This window comes from Halorubrum xinjiangense, from assembly GCF_900102375.1.
Classification (GTDB): Archaea; Halobacteriota; Halobacteria; order Halobacteriales; family Haloferacaceae; genus Halorubrum; species Halorubrum xinjiangense.
On record NZ_FNBO01000001.1, the window covers coordinates 495321 to 510041 of the forward strand.

General features: G+C 68.5%; 16 protein-coding genes. 7 read left to right on the plus strand and 9 right to left on the minus strand.

Annotated features, from left to right (window positions below; all coding sequences use genetic code 11):
- Nucleotides 1–53 precede the first annotated feature (53 nt).
- Together F3H13_RS02435 and F3H13_RS02440 are read right to left on the minus strand one after the other, a co-directional pair.
- Entirely contained in the window at nucleotides 54–1256 is a 1203-nt protein-coding gene (locus F3H13_RS02435; protein WP_149797456.1) for a pyridoxal-phosphate dependent enzyme, read from the minus strand.
- On the minus strand, nucleotides 1256–2212 hold the full coding sequence (locus F3H13_RS02440) for a succinylglutamate desuccinylase/aspartoacylase family protein (protein ID WP_149797457.1): 957 nt from the start codon (nucleotides 2210–2212) through the stop codon (nucleotides 1256–1258). The genes F3H13_RS02435 and F3H13_RS02440 overlap by 1 nt, the downstream gene beginning before the upstream one ends.
- Before the next feature lie 151 nt (nucleotides 2213–2363).
- Between F3H13_RS02440 and F3H13_RS02445 the strand changes: the two genes are divergently transcribed.
- Complete coding sequence (locus F3H13_RS02445) at nucleotides 2364–4562, plus strand: caspase family protein (protein ID WP_149797458.1); 2199 nt, start codon at nucleotides 2364–2366, stop codon at nucleotides 4560–4562.
- Here F3H13_RS02445 and F3H13_RS16680 read toward each other — a convergent pair.
- Nucleotides 4559–4690, minus strand: a complete 132-nt coding sequence (locus tag F3H13_RS16680; protein WP_449405057.1) for a DUF7503 family protein — start codon at nucleotides 4688–4690, stop codon at nucleotides 4559–4561. The two genes, F3H13_RS02445 and F3H13_RS16680, sit on opposite strands and share 4 nt — an antisense overlap.
- Before the next feature lie 216 nt (nucleotides 4691–4906).
- Between F3H13_RS16680 and F3H13_RS02450 the strand changes: the two genes are divergently transcribed.
- Together F3H13_RS02450 and F3H13_RS02455 are read left to right on the plus strand one after the other, a co-directional pair.
- Nucleotides 4907–5155, plus strand: a complete 249-nt coding sequence (locus F3H13_RS02450) for a hypothetical protein (protein WP_007345008.1) — start codon at nucleotides 4907–4909, stop codon at nucleotides 5153–5155.
- A gap of 91 nt (nucleotides 5156–5246) precedes the next feature.
- The gene (locus F3H13_RS02455; RefSeq protein ID WP_149797459.1) at nucleotides 5247–6044 is read left to right on the plus strand and encodes a helix-turn-helix transcriptional regulator; all 798 of its coding nucleotides are present in this window, start codon (nucleotides 5247–5249) and stop codon (nucleotides 6042–6044) included.
- A 14-nt stretch (nucleotides 6045–6058) separates the two neighbouring features.
- Here F3H13_RS02455 and F3H13_RS16480 read toward each other — a convergent pair whose 3' ends face one another.
- Both F3H13_RS16480 and F3H13_RS02460 read right to left on the minus strand, forming a co-directional pair.
- Nucleotides 6059–6193: a hypothetical protein gene (locus tag F3H13_RS16480; protein WP_262488586.1), complete on the minus strand. Its 135-nt coding sequence runs from the start codon at nucleotides 6191–6193 to the stop codon at nucleotides 6059–6061.
- A 97-nt stretch (nucleotides 6194–6290) separates the two neighbouring features.
- Nucleotides 6291–6824: an inorganic diphosphatase gene (locus F3H13_RS02460; protein ID WP_149797460.1), complete on the minus strand. Its 534-nt coding sequence runs from the start codon at nucleotides 6822–6824 to the stop codon at nucleotides 6291–6293.
- Between the two features lie 419 nt (nucleotides 6825–7243).
- On the opposite strand from F3H13_RS02460, the gene F3H13_RS02465 reads away from it, so the two are divergent.
- Complete coding sequence (locus F3H13_RS02465) at nucleotides 7244–7594, plus strand: PadR family transcriptional regulator (RefSeq protein ID WP_149797461.1); 351 nt, start codon at nucleotides 7244–7246, stop codon at nucleotides 7592–7594.
- A 99-nt stretch (nucleotides 7595–7693) separates the two neighbouring features.
- Here F3H13_RS02465 and F3H13_RS02470 read toward each other — a convergent pair whose 3' ends face one another.
- On the minus strand, nucleotides 7694–8434 hold the full coding sequence (locus F3H13_RS02470) for a DUF7108 domain-containing protein (RefSeq protein WP_149797462.1): 741 nt from the start codon (nucleotides 8432–8434) through the stop codon (nucleotides 7694–7696).
- Nucleotides 8421–9017 (minus strand): ribonuclease HI, encoded by a 597-nt coding sequence (gene rnhA, locus F3H13_RS02475; protein ID WP_149797463.1) that lies wholly within the window; start codon nucleotides 9015–9017, stop codon nucleotides 8421–8423. The genes F3H13_RS02470 and rnhA overlap by 14 nt, the downstream gene beginning before the upstream one ends.
- Nucleotides 9018–9158: 141 nt before the next feature.
- Between rnhA and F3H13_RS02480 the strand changes: the two genes are divergently transcribed.
- Nucleotides 9159–10145, plus strand: a complete 987-nt coding sequence (locus tag F3H13_RS02480; protein ID WP_149797464.1) for a transcription initiation factor IIB — start codon at nucleotides 9159–9161, stop codon at nucleotides 10143–10145.
- A gap of 126 nt (nucleotides 10146–10271) precedes the next feature.
- Entirely contained in the window at nucleotides 10272–11600 is a 1329-nt protein-coding gene (locus F3H13_RS02485; protein WP_149797465.1) for an Nre family DNA repair protein, read from the plus strand.
- 451 nt (nucleotides 11601–12051) lie between these two features.
- Here F3H13_RS02485 and F3H13_RS02490 read toward each other — a convergent pair whose 3' ends face one another.
- Nucleotides 12052–12348 (minus strand): DUF7130 family rubredoxin-like protein, encoded by a 297-nt coding sequence (locus tag F3H13_RS02490; protein WP_149797466.1) that lies wholly within the window; start codon nucleotides 12346–12348, stop codon nucleotides 12052–12054.
- A 447-nt stretch (nucleotides 12349–12795) separates the two neighbouring features.
- On the minus strand, nucleotides 12796–13794 hold the full coding sequence (locus tag F3H13_RS02495) for a radical SAM protein (RefSeq protein WP_149797467.1): 999 nt from the start codon (nucleotides 13792–13794) through the stop codon (nucleotides 12796–12798).
- 161 nt (nucleotides 13795–13955) lie between these two features.
- Between F3H13_RS02495 and F3H13_RS02500 the strand changes: the two genes are divergently transcribed.
- On the plus strand, nucleotides 13956–14675 hold the full coding sequence (locus F3H13_RS02500) for a DUF6517 family protein (protein WP_149797468.1): 720 nt from the start codon (nucleotides 13956–13958) through the stop codon (nucleotides 14673–14675).
- Nucleotides 14676–14721 lie beyond the last annotated feature (46 nt).

Genomic DNA, 14721 nt, shown 5'->3' on the forward strand with positions numbered 1-14721 from the left:
AGGGGTAACGGTGAGGACGGGTCCGTCTCGCCCGCGGTCGCCGGCTCCTCAGTTCAGCCTTTTAACCCGCTCCCGGTGAGCGGCACGACGACGTCCTCGTCCGGACCGATCTCCCCCCGCTCGCGGAGGGTCCGCAGCGCGGCGGGCGCGACCGCGCAGGTCGGCTCCGTGTAGAAGCCGGCGGCGTGGAGCCGGTCGAGCTCGCGCGTCGCAGCCGCCTCGGTGACGGCGAGCGCGTCGCCGCCGGTCGCGTCGATCGCCTCGCGGATCTCGCGGTCGCGGACCGGGTCAGCGATCTGGATCCCGTCGGCCGCGTCGTTGCGGGCCCCCTCCGGATCGGCCGCCTCCGGACCGTGAAGCGCGCGCACGATCGGCGCGACGCCGGCCGCCTGGGCGCCGTAGAGCCGGGGGACGGAGTCGATCCAGCCGGCGCGTTCGAGCCGCCGGAACCCGCGGGAGGCGCCGAGGAAGAGCGTCCCGTGGCCGAGCGGCGTCACGACGGCGTCGGGGGCGTCCCAGCCGCGCTGAAGCGCGGTCTCGTACGCGACCGTGGCGGTCCCCTCGAAGAACGCCGGGTTCCAGGCGTGGCTGGCGTACCAGGCGTCGGTCTGAGAGTTTCCATCCGCCTCACCGCCGAGCGCCGCGACGCACGCGTCCGTCACGTCCCCTCGGCTCCCCTCGATCCGGACCGGCTCGGCGCCGGCGCGGCGGATCGCGCGGAGCTTCGACGCCTTGGCGTCCGCGGGGACGTATATCTCGGCCCCGATCCCGGCGCGGGCGGCGTAGGTCGCGATCGCGGCGCCCGCGTTGCCGGAAGAGTCCTCGACGACGCGCTCGACGCCCAGCTCGCGGGCCCGGGTCAGCGTCGCGGTCGCGCCGCGGTCCTTGAACGATCCCGTCGGGAACACGTACTCCAGCTTGAACGACGCGTTCCACGGGGGGAGGTCGGTCCCCGCGTCTCCGGCCGGTTCGCGCCCCTCGTCGGCGTCGACGAGCGGGGTCAACCCCTCGCCGAGCGTCACGCGGTCGCGGGGGTCGTCGCCGACGGCGAGCAGGTCGCCGAACGCCCACAGGCCGTCGCGCGCGTCGAACGACTCGGCGTCGGGCGCCGGGCCCGTTGGCGTCGGCGGGTCGGCGAAGTCGAGCGGAGCGCCGCACCGACACCCCCAGCGGTCGCGGTACGTCTCACCGCACTCGGAACAGCGGAGCCGGCGGGGACCGGTCGTCGCCGACCCCGAACCGTCGGAGTCCCCCATCAGTACTCGTCGACGTTGGTGCCGATCGAGCAGACGTACTCGCCGGCCGCCACCTGCGGGAGCCGGCGCGTCCGCCAGAAGATCCCGTCGGCGTCGGCGGTCACGCGGCCCTCCAGGGCGCCGAAGGTGTCGGTCACCTCGAAGAGGACGTCGCCGGCCGCGACGCGCTCGCCGAGTTCGCGCTCGAAGCGGACCAGTCCGCCGGCGGGCGACCCGTACTGGTCGAAGCCGCGGGCGCGGGTCTGCGATTCGAGGGGCGCGTCGCCGTCGAGGAACCCGTAGTGACGGAGCACGTTGAACACACCCTCGACGCCGTAGCGGATCGACTCCTCGTCCCAGCCGACGCAGCCGCCGAGCTCGGGGTCGACCGTGGGGATGCCGTGTTCCGGGCCAGCCCGGGCGAGCTGGCCGTCGGGGCCCTTGATGTCGAGGACGTGACCGCAGCCGAACGCCTTCGCGAGCTCCAAGCACTCCCCGTGGAGGCGGTGGCGGACGCCGCAGCGCACGCGCGTCTCGTTTATCATCCGGCTCGTCGACCCCTGGTGGAGGTCGAGGATGTAGTCGGCGCGCTTGGCGGCCTGGAACGTCTCGTGGGCGATCCGCTCGCTCGTCGTCCCGTCGGCGTCGCCCGGGTAGCCGCGGTTCATCTTGCGGTCGTCGACCGGGTTCCGGTGTTCCGCGGCCTGGAACGCGAAGTGGTTCACGATGCCGACGACGAGGACCGACCCGGACAGCTCGGCCGGGTCGAGCCGCGGAACGACGCGGCTGACGACGCCCAGCCCGTTCAGCTCGTCACCGTCGCTCACCGCCTGTACGTACAGCGTCGGCCCGTCGGCCGCGCCGTTGACGACGGCGACCGGCAGCCGGACGGGGCTCCCGTCCCGCATCTCCCCCGCCTCGAGACGGCCCGTGTCCGTCTCGCCCGGGGAGGCGCGGGCCGTTCCCAGCGTTATCATTATGCGGAGGTGGGGCGGCCGGGACTTTATCCGTTCGGTCCGCGGCGATCCGACCGACGCAAGTTTTATCGCCGCTATCGTCCAATCGGACGGTACTACCCCCCGCGGCGTCGGTTCCCGTCCGCCCCGACGACCGCCGCGGCGAGTCCCCATGAGCATCGACATCGACCCGCTGCGCGAGGCCGACGGGATCACCGTCACGGACCACATCGAGAACACCCAGTTCGAGGTGTACACCGACCGGCCCGTCGACCCGCGGCCGCGTCCCGAGTCGGACCACTACTTCCCGGTCGACGCCAGCGTCGCGGTCGAGACGGGGGCGATCGAGATCCCGCGCGTCGCGGTCGTCGAGACGCGCGCCGGCGACGGGACGCTCCTGACCCACGGGGACTGTTACACGATGCCGGACGGGACGTACCACGTCGGGATCAACCCGGCGCCGACGAAGCTGTACCTCACGTTCGACGCCGGCTTCTCCGTCTCCACGACCGACCGGACGACCCGGATCGACCTCGACACGCCGGGCATCGTCGGGCTCGGCTTCCGATCGCTCCACCAGACGCCCGCAGGGACGATCACCACCCCCACGGACCCGGAGTCCCTGATGGACGCCGTCTCGCTGCTCGGCTCCGCGCTCCAGACGACCAGCCCGGAGCGGTCGTTCCCCACCCTGCGGGGCCACCCGCCGCTGATCGAGCCCGGCGAAGAGTTCCGCGTTCCGGAGCGGGTCGAGCCGGTCGACAGCGGCGTCCGGATCGTCGTTCCCCCGGAGTACCGCTACCTCTACCCCGTCGTCTCGCTGGCGTACTACTTCGCGGCCGACGTCGTCCCGGGCGACGAGCCGCGGATCGAGGGTGACGGGTGGTCTTACCCCCTTGAGCCCGGGTTCGAGGCGCGGACCGCGCGGGTGCTCAGGCAGTCGTTCCACATGGACTGTCTCGCCCGCACGGAGGGCTTCTACCCGGTCGACCTCCACGAGCGCGAAACCACCGACCTCGGCCTCGACTGGGGGCGGCTGTACGACCTCCCGCTCGCGGAGCGGCTCGGCGAGTACCTCGAGGTCCCGTTCGCGGACGTCGAGCCGGAGCTGCCGCAGTGGACGCTGACGACGGACGTCCGGCCCGACCCCGAGAACGTGGAGATGCTCCCGTTCGTCGCCGGCGAGCTCTCGATCGTTCGCTCGCCGGAGACCGTCACGCCGGTAGACGAAGACGGGGGCGTCGGCGTCGGCTTCCTTGGCGGTGCGGACCGGAACCCGTCGGCGGCCACGAGGCGGGAGATCCCGGTCGGCGGCGTCGCCTCCGACGGCGCCGTCGACCCCGACAGCGGCGGTGCCCTCGGCGGCGGCGAGTTCGTGCGCGGCGCGAGCGCAGGCGTCACGAGCCCGAGAGCCACCCGCGGCGCGGACGCCTCCACGGACCGCGGCGCCGTCCCAGCGCAGACCGACTTCGTCCGCCCGGAGCCGGTCGACACCGTCGAGCACGCGTGGGTCGGCGACGGCGTCCCGCTCGACGCGAACAAGGCGACGCTCGACGCGTACCACCGCCGGCTCGAAGCCGGGCAGGTCGAGCAGTCGCGGATCTCCGTCCTCGTGGTCTGTAACGACGACCAGATGCGCGAGGAGGGGAACGTCGCCGACCTGTACGGGCTCCGCGACATGGTCCAGTTCGACATCGAGGTGCGCCACGACCTCACCCGCGAGGAGATGCGCGAGACCCTCGAGTCCGACGTCGACTTCCTCCACTACATCGGCCACGTCGACGACCGCGGGATGCAGTGCGCGGACAGCTACCTCGATTTGACCGACGAGGACCTCGAGATCGGCGTCAGCGCCTTCCTGCTCAACGCCTGCCAGTCCTACCAGCAGGGCGAGGCCCTGGTCCACCGCGGCTCGCGCGGCGGCATCGTCACCCTCTCCGACGTGGCGAACTCGCCCGCGACGACGCTCGGCCGGATCATCGCCCGCCTGATGAACAGCGGGTTCAACCTCCGGACCGCGCTTCACGTGGCGAAGCGGGAGTTAATTACGGGACACCAGTACATCGTCGTGGGCGACGGGGGAACAACCGTTTGCCAGAGCCGGAGCGGCTCCGTTTCTGTGCTTGATCTCTCAGAACCATCTACGGATTCGTGGGATCTGGATGCGAGAATGCTTCCTAATGGACCGTATGGGATAGGATCATTAACTGGGATAAATCTCTCAGATTCAACGGACAACCACTATATCCCAACTGTCATAAATATCCAAGAGATTTGTCAGCATGAACTGATGGATCTGCTCAATTTAGAGACAGTACCTGTTTTTATCAACGACGGACTGAGCTGGAGTGACGAAGTTGTTATTGATTAAGGACCGGGATTCGTGGTAGCGATATTCGCTGCCGCAGATGATGCCTGCGTCAGTAGCAGCAACGCGCTGAACAGGACGCCGGCCATCTTCGGGTGCTCTGCCACGTAATCTGCCACACTTTCGTGCATATTCGGAAAGTATCAGGATAAATAAATATTAAGATTGTTCTGCGGTTGAACGATAGAGATATTTGAAATATATTTAAACTGTATTAAATGGATGTGGCCGTTGAGAGTCGAGGAATCAGCCGTTTAGCGCGATTGTAGACGACTACGCCCGATCGCGCTCGCGACACTGACCGAGGACCGCGTTTTTTCACCGCCGGGCGCGGAATGTGACCCGCTATGACCGACATCGAGGCGGCAATCCGAGAGGCGTTCGAGCACACCGAGTACGACCTCGGCGACGTCGCGGTCAACCGCCGACAGGTGCGCGTGCCGGTGAGACAGGAGGGCGCCGACCCCGACGCGCTGCGGGCCGTGATCGAGGAGGCGCTCGGCGCGGACGCGCTCGCCGCCGTGACGGTGACCACGGAGCGCATCGCCGGCGAGGACACCGTCGGCACCGTCGTGTCGTTCCGCTACCGGGACTGACGCCGTCGAGGAGCGGGACGGGGCGATCGAGGGACCACCCCCGAGACGCGGTACGGTTAACACGGCGGTACCCGTACACGCGGATCACACGATGACGGCGGAGGAGGGACACGACGGCGCACAGTACCTCGCCGGCTCGCCCGTTCGGGTCGCGATACTCCGGGCGCTGCGCGAGGAGCCGCAGCGCCCCGCGGCGTTGACCGACGCGGTCGACGCCACCCGAACGACGGTCCAGCGGATCCTCGGGGGGTTCCGCGAGCGGGACTGGGTCGTGAAACGCGACGGCGACTACCGCGTGACGCCGACCGGGGAGCGCGTCCACGACGCGTACGAGACGCTCCTCACTGAGGTCGACCGTGCCGAGCGCTACGGGCGGTTCGCCGAGACCGTCGAGCGCGTGGGCGTCGACTTCCCCGCGGAGGGGATCCCGGACAGCGATCTCACGGTCGCGTCCGACCAGAACCCACTCGCCGTCGTCGATCGGCTCACAGAACTCCTGCGGGAAAGCCGCGGCGGCGATATCCGCGCCGTCTCCCCCGTCGTCCTCCAGCAGTTCAACGACGCGGCGGCCGCGGCGCTTGACGACGGCGCGAGCGTGGAGCTGATCATCGACCGCGACGTGGCCGACGCGTCGGTCGCGGAGTTCGAGCCGGCGACGGACCGCGCGCTCGACGACGACGACGCCGAGGTGTACGTCAGCGCCGAGCCGATCGAGTACGGCCTCTTCCGCTGTGGCGACGTCGCGTGCGTGACCGCGTACGACGAGCGAAACAACCCGCGGTGCGTGCTCGAATCGAGCGAGGAGGCGGTCGTCGAGTGGGCCGACGACGCGTTCGCGTCGCTGCGGGACGACGCGACGCGACTCTCCTCGGTCGTCGAGCGGGTCTGAGAAGGGACCGCCTCCTACGCGTCGTCCGTCGCGTCGGCCTCGTCAGCTGCCTCGTCGGCGGCCGTCTCGGTCGTCGCGTCGTCCGGGTCGAAGTTCGCGGGAACGACCGTCGGGTGGTCGATGCCGACGGAGGGCGTGGTGGCGCTCATGGCTCTACGTGACGATACGCGACTCACGCCCTAAAAATTACCCATAGGCATAACGCATCCGGCTGCGGGCGGCGGATGCGCCTCGGTTATTTGGCGGTTAGGCGACCTGTTCGTCGTACAGGTCCTGCGCGTGTTCGATCGCGTCCTTGGCGGCCTGTTTGTCCTCCCAGCCCAGCGTTTCGACCTCCTTGCCGGCCTCGAGGTTCTTGTAGGTCGAAAAGAACTCGTCGATCTCGTCGAGGGTCTGCTGCGGGATGTCTTCGAGGTCCTCGATGTGGTCGAACCGCGGGTCCTCGGTCGGCACCGCGATCACCTTGTCGTCCTGCTCGCCGTCGTCGTCCATCTTCATCAGCGCGACGGGGCGGGCCTCGACGACGCAGCCGGGGAACGTCTGGTCCTCGACGAGCACCATCACGTCGAAGGGGTCCTCGTCGTCGTAGTACGACTGCGGGATGAAGCCGTAGTCGTACGGGTAGTGGACGTTCGAGTGAAGCACGCGGTCTAAGACGACGCCGGGGATGTCCTTGTCGTACTCGTACTTGTTCCGTTCGCCTTTGAGACACTCGACGACGGCGTAGATCTCGTCCGGCGCGTTCGGTCCCGTCTCGAGATCTTCCCAGAGGTTGACCATGTGCCCGATGATGGGTGGAAGTCGGGCAAAGTCCTTTCGGGATCGCGTGGCGACCCGTCCTCGTCGTCGCCACAACGACGAGAAGTCGACGTCGCTGAACCGCAGAGAGGCGATGACACTGAACCGCAGAGAGCCGACATCACTGAACCGCAGAGAGCCGACGAAACGGAGACGAAACGGGTCGAACCCCCGATCGCTCGGTTTCGATCGCGAGCCGTAATCGGAGCGCGACCGACGATTCCTCGGTCCACCTGCGGAGAACGGAATCGATCAGTCGAACGCGCTTCACCGCCGGATACCAAGAGCGTCCGCCGAGAGACCGTCGATACCGAGAGATCCGGACAAATGTCCGGGGTTACGCATCGCTACGATCGTGAATGTTGAGAAAGATTATAAGTTCGGGTCCCCTCATGTCAGGCATGTCAGAGGCACAAACAGTCACTGATGAGTCGACGGCCGCGAGCGACCTAACGGCGTTCCAACAGAACATCCTCTCCATCCTCGCCGAGGAGCCGATGTACGGCCTCGCCATCAAGCGGGAGTTGGAGGCGTACTACGGCTCCGAAGTGAACCACGGCCGGCTCTACCCCAATCTCGACGACCTCGTCGACCACGGGCTCGTCGAGAAGAGCGAACTCGACAAGCGGACGAACCAGTACGAGCTCACCGACGAGGGCCACGACGTCGTCCTCGGCCAGATCGAGTGGGTCCTCGACCGGTTCGTCACGGACGAGACGCGCGCGGACGAGGTCCGCGCGCTGCTCGAGTAACGAGTCCGCAGTACCCGAGCACCGACAGCACCGAACGCAACCGAAAAATTCTGGCACACGGCGCGGCGAAAGCCGCGTTTTCTCTCCGCTGAGCGCAGCCTACGCCGAATCGCTGGGAGCGTCGCGGTCGTCCGCGTCGGCGTCCGCGGGGTCGTCGACCTCGGCGGCGACGGACTCGATCACGGACAGCGACTCGTCGACGGCGTCGAGCTGCTCGTCGGTCGGCCACCCGTTCCGGACCAGGTACTCCTCGCGGAACTCGGCGCGCATCGCCGGCGTGGCGTCGTCGACCGGGCGGACGTAGTGGTTGCTCATGAACGCCGCGAACGTCTCCGCGGTCCGCGCGTGGACCTCGGCTGCCCGTTCGTCGACCGCCTCGGCGACCGATTCGTTGTACGCGGCCACCTCCCGGTAGCGGTCGGCGTCGCCCGGGCCGGACAGCGACACCTCGACCGCCCGGTCGGTGTCTTCGACCTTGTCGAGCTGAACGGTTCCGTCCGCCATCCACTCGTCTGGGTACAACACCAGCGCGTCGTCCTCGTCGCGGACGCGCGCGGTGTAGCCGTACTCGGCCGCGAGCGCGTCGCGCCGCTCGCGGTACTGGTCGGCCGCCTCCTCGATCTCCGGCGTCGGCTCCGCGGACTCGGCCTCGCGGGCGAGCCGGGTGAGCCGCTCCGCCTCGTCGACCGCCTCGACCGGCACGTCCGGGACGCGGTCAGCGTCGGGGGCGGGTGCGCCCTCGGCGTCGGACTCGTCCGCCTCCGCGTCGTTCGCCGCCGCCATCATCTCGCGTGCCCGTTCTTTCGCCCACTCCGGCGGGTCGTCGTCAGTTCGCGTCATCGAGTGCCTCGTTCGCCAGATCGTCGGCGCGCTCGTTTATCTCTCGCGGTACGTGGGCGATCGACCAGCGGTCGAACCGCTCCAACAGCTCCCGGACGCGGACGCGCCGCTCGCGGAGCTCCGGGTCGTTGGCGTTCCACTCGCCGCGGACCTGCTTGACGATGAGTTGGGAGTCCCCCCGAACGTCGACCGCGTCGAAGCCGTACTCGTCGGCCCCCTCTAGCGCGCGGATCAGGGCGGCGTACTCGGCCTGGTTGTTCGTCGCGCGGCCGATCCGCTCGCCGCCCTCGGCGACGACCCCGTCGGAGGTGACCAGACACCAGCCGACCGCGGCCGGGCCCGGGTTCCCGCGGGAAGCGCCGTCGAAGTAGACGTGCGCGCGGCCGCCGCCGTCGCGCAACAGGGCGGTCAGTCGGGTCGGGTCGCTCCCCTGAACGACGACCTTGTCGTCGTACGCGACCGCGACGGCCCCGTCGCGCTCGGCGCGCCACCGCTCGTGGGGCGTGTTCCCCTCGTCGATCCGAACGTCCTCGCCCGCGAGTCGCTCGCGCGCGACGGCCGGGTCGCAGTCGATCGTCGGCATTCGTGCGAACTCCGCGCCCTGCGGACAAAGGGCTGTCCGTCCGCTGTCCGCACGAGACCGACTGGAGGCTCGCCATCCATGGTATAGACCCACATGGTAACGAACTTTTAAGTTAAACCGTTTGGATAGTATATAAATGCGATGACACGGCCCACCCGGCAACGGGATCACGACCGGCAGCGCGTGGGGGACGAGGACGCCGAGGAAGACGAGATCGACGTCGAGGACGTCGACGAACTGGACCCCGAGGACTTCGATCCGGAGGATCTCACCCGGACGGCCGACGGGGAGCTGATACACGAGGAGACGGGGATGATCATCGAAGACGAGCAGATCGATCCCGGCCCGGAGTGGCGCGCGTTCAACCACTCGGAGCGGCAGTCGAAGTCGCGCGTTGGCGCCCCGACGACGAAGACGATGCACGACAAGGGGCTGACGACGACGATCGACTGGAAGGACAAAGACGCCTACGGGCGCTCCATCTCCTCGAAGAAGCGGTCACAGATGCACCGCCTCCGGAAGTGGCAGGAGCGAATCCGGACGAAGGACGCCGGCGAGCGCAATCTCCAATTCGCGCTCTCGGAGATCGACCGCATGGCGAGCGCGCTCGGCGTCCCGCGCTCGGTCCGCGAAGTGGCGTCCGTCATCTACCGACGGGCCTTGAACGAGGACCTGATCCGCGGGCGCTCGATCGAGGGCGTCTCCACCGCCGCCCTGTACGCGGCCTGTCGAAAGGAAGGGATCCCGCGGAGCCTCGAGGAGATCTCCGAGGTCTCGCGGGTCGACCGCAAGGAGATCGGCCGGACGTACCGCTACATCTCTCAGGAACTCGGCTTAGAGATGCGGCCGGTCGACCCCAAGAAGTACGTCCCGCGGTTCTCTTCGGAGTTGGAGCTCTCCGAGGAGGTGCAGTCGAAGGCCAACGAGATCATCGAGACGACCGCCGAGCAGGGCCTGCTCTCCGGGAAGTCGCCCACCGGCTACGCCGCCGCCGCCATCTACGCGGCCTCGCTGCTCTGTAACGAGAAGAAGACCCAGCGCGAGGTCGCCGACGTCGCGCAGGTCACCGAGGTCACCATCCGCAACCGGTACCAAGAGCAGATCGAAGCGATGGGGATCCACAGTTAGGCGGCGCCCGGCTCGTCTCGGTTTCTCGTTTCTCCCGTTCTCGCGCTGCCCTTCTCCCGTTCTCGCGCTGCGTGTTCCGCCCGCGCCGGAAACGTTCAAGCCGGTGCGCCGCCAACGCCGATCCGAATGCGGCTCGACGAGTTCATCGAGTTCGAGGCGAACGAGCGCGCCGAGCGGCGGCGCCTCGCCGCGGAGAAGGACTACGGCATCCTCGACCACCTCGACTCCTTCGAGCGGCGCTTCGACGAGCACGTCTCCAACGACGCCGTCGTCGGCAGCGTCTCCCCGTCCATCTTCGTCGGCCGCGCCGACTACCCGAACGTCTCGACGGGGCTGCTCTCGCCGGTCGGCCGCGAGGATCGGGCCGAGGCGTTCGAGACCTCCGCCGCGTGGTACGACGAGGGCGTCTCCATCTCCGACGTGTTCGACCGCCGGACCAGCCTGCTCAACTCGACGCGCGGGGTCGACGTCGCGGACGCGGGCGCGACCGGCGGGGTGAAATCGGTCGGTGGCGGGGGCGGCCCCGCCGAGAGCGTTCACGACGCGTGGGACGGCTGGCTCGGCGTTCAACGCGAGGTCGCCATCGCGGACCGCCCGGTCGACGTTGAGATCGGACTCGACGGCCGGCCGGACCTCGACTTCGAGGTCGGCACCGAGGACATCAAGACGCCGACCGGGCCGCGCGCCGCGGCCCGGACCGCCGATCTCGGCGAGAACCCGCACGTCCCGCGGCCGGTGAAGAAGACGCTCGAAGACGACGACTGGCGCGCGGAGGGGGCGATGACGTACCTCTACCGCCGCGGGTTCGATGTGTACGAGATCAACACGATCCTCTCGGCGGGCGCGCTCGGGCAGGGGGAGAACCGCCGACTCGTCCCGACGCGCTGGTCGATCACCGCCGTCGACGACACCGTCGGGCAGTTCCTCCGCGGCTCTATCCGCGACAACCCGACGGTCGACCGGATCGAGGTCCACCGCAACGAGTACCTCGGCAACGCGTTCTGGGTGATCTTTGTCCCGGGACGGTGGGAGTACGAGCTCGTCGAGATGAAATCGCCCGGATCGATCTGGAATCCCGACCCCGACGCGGGCGTCTACCTCGCGGCCGCCAGCGAGGGGCGCGAGGGCCGAACCGGCTACGTCGAGGAGACGGCGGGCGCCTACTACGCGGCCCGGCTCGGCATCTTAGAACACCTCGACGACCGCGGGCGGCAGGCGAAGGCGCTCGTGTTGCGCCACGTCTCCGACGATTACTGGGGACCGGTCGGCGTCTGGCAGGTACGCGAGGCCGTCCGGAACGCGTTCGCGGGAGAGCGCGGGACCGCGGAGACGTTCGGCGAGGCCGTCCGGGGCGTCGCCGACCACCTCCCCGTCTCGCTCGGGCGCCTCCGCAGAAAATCGACGATGGCGGCCGGGCTTCAGGCGAACCTCGGGGACTTCGTGGACGCCGACTGAACCGGCTGCCGGCGACGCCCATTTATAAGCGACTGTGGAAGCGGTTGGGGTCTATTTATAAAGAGACGTGCGGTGGCGCGCGCCTCCGAGCGCCCGCAGGGCGCGAGGAGCGCGTGCGAGGGACGCGGTGAGCGCTCGGAGAGCGCGAACCGCGAGGCTGGGGAGGCGTGAGGTGCGGTCGCCGTGCTGTGCGGGGCGGGACCCGAAGGGGCAGCCGGGAGGCGGGCGCAGGCGACGCAAGCACTGGAGGAGCGAGCACCGCGAGCGACTGAAGCGCGCAGCGAGCGTGCGCCCGCCTCCCGGCTGGGGCTTCGGTGGTGTTCGCCGTCGATCCACAGTCGACCACGAATAACCGAGCGGCTGGGACTTCGGCGGTGTCCGCCGCGCCGAGTTGGTCAACCAGTTATAACTGAACGACGGGAAGACGAGCCGAGTCTCCGCGCTCGTCGTCTCAGTCTTCGGCCCAGTAGTACAGCTCCTCGCGGGGCGCGTCGCAGCTGGGGCAGTTCTCGGGGAGTTCCGAGCCGATCTCGCCCATCTCGCCGCACTCCCAGCAGCGCCACATCACGTAGGCGGTGCCGAACACGTCGCGGGCGTCGGTGAGCGCCAGCGGGTCCGTGCCGGTCGGCGCAGAGACGTAAAAGCCCGCGTCGTCGACCCCGCGGACGGTACCGAGCTCCTCGCCGCTCTCGTCGTACACCGTCTGCCCGATGCTCACGTCGGTAAATACGGGTTCTTCAGAGGCCATGCGCGGCTGTACGTGTTTATCACTTATAATTGTGATAGTAGGAGGCACCACACACACTGGAGAGCGATGGCAGCGAGGGGCTGCGCTGGCGACTGGTCGACCGTTAACACCATCAAAGCCCCAGCCGCGAGGCGGGCGCACGCTCGCTGCGGTCCTCGGTCGGTCGCTACCGCTCCCTCCCTGCGGTCCTTGCGTCACCTGCGCCCGCCTCGCGGCTGCCCCTTTGAGTCCCGCCCCGCACCGCACAGCACCGCACCTCACACCTCCCCAGCCTCGTCGACCTCCCTCCGCTCCGCTCCGGTCGGCCGACTCCCTCGCGCGTGCGGTTCGCGCCCTGCGGGCGCTCACCGGCACGCGCCGACCGCACAGCAAACCGGTGGTTCCGCGCTGGAGGTCCTAAACACGACAAAACAGAGAACTCGACGCAAAAGGCCGAGAGAGTCCGCTTCAGGCGACCGGCGTGCGCTCAACGACCGTGCCGTCCGCAGTCGGGTACTGCTCGACGATCTCGCCCTCGGCTAAGTCGCCGTCCTCGACCATCTCTTCGAGGAGCCACCACGCGACCTCGACGTGGTTCGACTTGACGGTGTAGAACTCCTCGGGGACGCCGAGCGCCTCGAAGCGCGCGGGGTCAGCGAACGCCTTCCCGTAGACGAGCGTGCCGTCGTCGGTCACTTCGTCGAACTCGCGGCGGATGTTCTTCGCCATTCGCTTCAGGCGGTTGCGGTGTTGGGCGGCGTCTTTGAACACCGACGTACAGAAGTACACCTTCTCGTGGCTCGCCATCTCCTCGAGGATGGCGTCGTCTTTCGACCCCTCGACCGCAGACATGTGCCCCTCTTGGAGCTCGAACCCCTCCTCTTGCATCCGGCGGTAGTTCCCGTCGGACATCTCGAACTCGTTGATGTTACAGAACTCGGCCGCGCCCTCGTCTAAGAACTCCAGGAACTCCGGCTCCGCGCGAATTCCCGGGATCTCGAAGGCGGGCGTGAGCCCCTCCTCGCGGGCGATATGGAGGATGTCTTCCCACTCGGTGCCGTGCATGTCGCCCCACATCTCTAAGGGTGGGTGGAAGCGGATCTCGTCGAGCCCGGCCTCCGAGAGGCGGCGCATGTTCTCGCGACCGCCCGTGATCCCGGTGTAGAGGTGGGTGTGGTGGTCCTCGCCGAACTCGTCTTTCAGCAGTTCGAGATACCGGGTCGTCTTCGCCATCGCCTCCTGCGGCTCGCCGCCGGTGATGGAGGTGCCGAGCGCGCTCATACGCTTGGCCTCCTCGATGACGTCCTCGTCGGACTCGACTTTCCGCTCGTTGGCGTACACGTCGGTGACGTTCTTCCGGTTCTCTCCGAGGGGGCAGTAGAAGCAGTCCCGCTGGTCGCAGTAGCCGTAGACGAAAAGCACCATCTTCCCGCCCTTGGCGCACTGTTCACAGCCCTTGGAGATCATCTACCACCATCTACCGGCCGCGGCCTCAAAAAGCGTCCGAACCGCGCGCTGCCGGGAGAGCCGTTGGCACGCCCGCGGATTCGGCGGTCGATCCCGCTTCGACGCCGAAGAAGGGGTGACCGAACACAAAGTATGTACCCGCGCCGCCGCGAGAGGAAGCCATGAAACCCGGTGAGACCCTCGACTCCGGCGACGAGAACCGCTCGACGACCGACGCGACAACCCGTCGGGGCGCGCTCGGGCTCGCAGGCGCCGTCGGACTCGCGGGGCTCGCCGGCTGTACCGCGCTCGACGTCGCCACCGGCGGCCCCGCGGAGTTCAGCGCCGGCACCGCGACCGTCGCCGACGAGACGCTCTCCGAGACGGGGTACGAGCGCAACGAGATCTCCGACGAGACCCTCAGCCGGGAGTTCGATGTCGGCGGACAGACCCGGGAGGTTCGTGTGACCAACACCGTCGCCGAGTACGACAAGGCGGTCGAGCTGTTCGGCGAGCGCTACCAGGCGGCCGTCTTCGCCGCGGTGGCGACGCCGCGCGTCGAGGTGCTCGGGCGGGCGTTCAACCCGATTGCCGAGCTCGGCCCGGACGAGCGCGCCGCCCTGATCGCGGACCGCTACGAGGGCGTCAGCAACCTCGAACGCGGCTCGGAGTACACCACGGAGGTCCTCGGCACCGACGCCGAGGTGGTCGTGTATTCGGCCGACGGCGAGATCGAGGGGACCGGCGTGAGCGTCGAGCTCGAGTTCCACGTCGGGGACACGGTCGAGGCCGGCGAGGACTACGTCCTCCCCCTGGCGGCGTACCCCGCGCCGCTCGGCGACGGCGAGAACGTCCGCTCGATGATGAACGGGCTCGAACACGAGCCGAACGAGGAGAGCTGACGGCGGTCGACGACGCGGGCGCGCGCACCAACGCGACCGCCTGCGC